The sequence below is a fragment of the Amycolatopsis sp. SID8362 genome, assembly GCF_010550475.1.
Lineage (GTDB): Bacteria > Actinomycetota > Actinomycetes > Mycobacteriales > Pseudonocardiaceae > Amycolatopsis > Amycolatopsis eburnea.
In genome coordinates this window covers 1-2,693 of record NZ_JAAGNB010000407.1, presented here as the reverse complement: position 1 = coordinate 2,693, position 2,693 = coordinate 1, and the positions used below count along the sequence as shown (strand labels likewise).

General features: G+C 74.6%; 2 protein-coding genes and 2 pseudogenes. 1 reads left to right on the top strand and 3 read right to left on the bottom strand.

From position 1 onward, the window contains the following. Nucleotides 1–894: C40 family peptidase (locus G3I65_RS13270; RefSeq protein ID WP_160696377.1), on the top strand; the 894-nt coding region annotated here is incomplete at its 5' end. Here the strand turns inward: G3I65_RS13270 and G3I65_RS13265 are convergent. The 3 genes and pseudogenes from G3I65_RS13265 to G3I65_RS13255 all read right to left on the bottom strand — a co-directional run. Next, nucleotides 867–1,814 (bottom strand): annotated as a pseudogene (locus tag G3I65_RS13265) (aldo/keto reductase). The gene G3I65_RS13270 and the pseudogene G3I65_RS13265 overlap by 28 nt on opposite strands. A gap of 34 nt (nt 1,815–1,848) precedes the next feature. Then, nucleotides 1,849–2,508 (bottom strand): response regulator transcription factor, encoded by a 660-nt coding sequence (locus G3I65_RS13260; protein ID WP_160696376.1) that lies wholly within the window; start codon nt 2,506–2,508, stop codon nt 1,849–1,851. Then, a pseudogene (locus tag G3I65_RS13255) lies at nt 2,505–2,693 on the bottom strand (sensor histidine kinase); the annotation flags it as partial. The pseudogene G3I65_RS13255 and the gene G3I65_RS13260, both read right to left, overlap by 4 nt.

Here is a 2,693-nt window from a genome sequence, read left to right as displayed (position 1 = left end):
CCGCTGCCGGTGGCCCGGGACGTGGCTTCGGGCCCGTCAGTCCTCGAGGTCAGCGCGCCGGTGAAGGCGCAGGAGCCCGGCCAGGGCGCGTCCGGCCAGGGCGGCAAGAGCCCGCTGCAGCAGTGGGCCGAGCAGCTGGCCGGCCCCCTCGACATCCCCGCGAACGCCCTGATCGGCTACGCGAACGGCGAGCTGGCGCTGCGGAAGGAAGACCCTTCCTGCCACCTCTCGTGGGTCACCCTCGCGGGGATGGGCTCGGCGGCGTCCGACCACGGCCGCGGCGGCGCGAACCTGCTCGGCCTGTCCGGGGCGCAGGCGAAGAAGTACGGCGACGACGCGGCGACCGCGGCCGGCCGGGCGCTCTGCGCGGGCGGCACGGACCTCGGCGCCGGCACCGGCTGGTGGAAGGCGATCGCGGCCTACCACCCGGGCAGTGACTCCGAGCTGTTCCGCCAGCGGGTCCTCGGCATGGCCCAGCTGTACGCGACGCTGTCGCTGGACCCGGCGTCGGCGAGCTCGCCCCGGGTCAAGGCGACCCGCTTCGCGCTCGGCCAGCTGGGCCTCCCCTACGTCTGGGGCGGCAACGGCCCGGACGCGGGCGCGGCGGGCTTCGACTGCTCCGGCCTGACGAAGGCGTCCTACGACAGCGCGGGCGTGAGCCTGCCGCGGACGGCCGACAGCCAGTTCCGCGCGCTCCCGCCGGTGCCGGCGTCGGAGGAGCCGCGCCTCGGTGACCTCGTGTTCTACGGCAGCCCGGCGACGCGCATCCACCACGTGGGCCTGTACCTGGGCAACGGCCTGATGATCAACGCGCCGACCGAGGGCCAGGCCATCCAGATCCACACGTACCACTCGAAGGGCGACGACTACGCGGGCGCGGGCCGCCCGGCCTGAGGTCCGGCGACCTCGGCGGTGTGCACGGGGAGGTAGCGCTCGCCCGTCACCTGGTCGCCCAGCGGGTCCAGCGCGGCCAGCGCCTCGGCGTCCAGGGTGAGCTCCAGCGCGGCCGCGTTCTGCGCCAGCCGGGCCGGGCTGCGGGTCCCGGAATGGCCGCCACCGCGACGCCGAGCCGCTCGGCCTGGGCGTACACCCACGCCAGTGCCACCTGGGCCGGGGTGGCACCCAGCCGCTCGGCCACCTCGCGCACGGTCCGCGCGATCTTCTCGTTGGCCTCGCCCACCTACACCGGCGAAGCGGGGATTGGTGCGCCGGAAGTCCTTCTCGCCCAGCGCGGCGCGGTCCAGGGTGCCGGTCAGGAACCCCCGCCCCAGCGGCGCGTACGGCACCAGCCCGACCCCCAGCTCGGCCAGCACCGGGGTGACCGCCTCGACTTCGCGGGTCCACAGCGAGTACTCGCTCTGCACCGCGGTGATCGGGTGCACCGCGTGCGCCCGGCGCAGCAGCTCGCCGTCGACCTCGGACAGGCCGAGGTGGCGGACCTTGCCCGCCTCGACCAGCTCGGCCATCGCCCCGACGGTCTCCTCGATCTCGACGTCCTGGGGCGGGCGGTGGGCGTAGTACAGGTCGATCACGTCGACGCCCAGCCGCAGCAGCGAGGCGTCGCAGGCGCGCAGCACGTAGTCCCGGGCCCCGCGGATGCGGCGGGCCCGGTCGCCGGCGCTGCGGTCGATGCCGAACTTGGTGGCCAGCTGCACCCGGTCCCGGCGGCCGTGGATGGCCCGGCCCACCAGCACCTCGTTGTGCCCGGTGCCGTAGGCGTCGGCGGCGCCGTAGCTCTCGCTCATCCCCATGCACCCCAGTCCCATCGCGCTGACGGCGAGACCGGGCGAGCCGAGCGTGGTTCGGGTGATCATGCTTCCGACGCTAGGTCTTGGAGCGCGCTCCAGGTCAAGAACTCCGCAGCTGCCGCACCAGCCCGGACTCATAGGCGAACACCACCAGCTGCGCGCGATCGCGGGCCCGCAGCTTGGTCATGGCCCGGTTGACGTGCGTCTTCGCGGTCAGCGGGCTGATCACCATCCGCGCGGCGATCTCGTCGTTGGACAGCCCTCGCGCGACCAGGGCGACGGCCTCGCGCTCGCGGTTGGTCAGCTCCGCGAGGCCCTTCCCGGGAGCGGGCGGCTGGGTGACGTACCGGTCGATCAGCTTGCGGGTGATCGACGGCGCGAGCAGCGCGTCACCCCGGGCGGCGACCCGGACGGCGTGCAGGAAGTCCTCCGGCCGGATGTCCTTGACGAGGAACCCGGCCGCGCCGGCGCGCAGGGCTTCGAAGACGTACTCGTCCAGGCCGTAGTTGGTCAGGATGACGACGTGCACCGCGGCCAGCGCGGGGTCGGCCGCGATGCGCCGGGTCGCTTCGAGGCCGTCGACGTCCGGCATCCGGACGTCGAGGAGCACGATGTCCGGGAGGTGTTCCCGGGCCAGCGCCACGGCTTCGCGGCCGTCGGCGGCCTCGGCGACCACCTCGACGCCGTCCTCGGCGTCCAGGAGCGCGCGGAAGCCGCTGCGGATGAGTGGCTGGTCGTCGGCCAGCAGGACGCGGATCATGCCGGGTGGTCCACGGGCAGTTCGGCCTCGACGCGGAAGCCGCCTTCGGTGCGCGGAGCGGCTTCGAGCCGGCCGCCGAGCGCGGTGACGCGTTCGCGCATCCCGAGCAGGCCGACGCCCGGTTCCGGTGCGGCACCCGCGGTGGCGCGGCCGTCGTCGTCGACGCGGATGACGAGCGCGCCGGG

Coding starts and splice junctions, on each gene's coding strand:
- G3I65_RS13260 (WP_160696376.1), bottom strand. CDS start 2,508: ATGATCCGCGTCCTGCTGGCCGACGACCAGCCACTCATCCGCAGCGGC.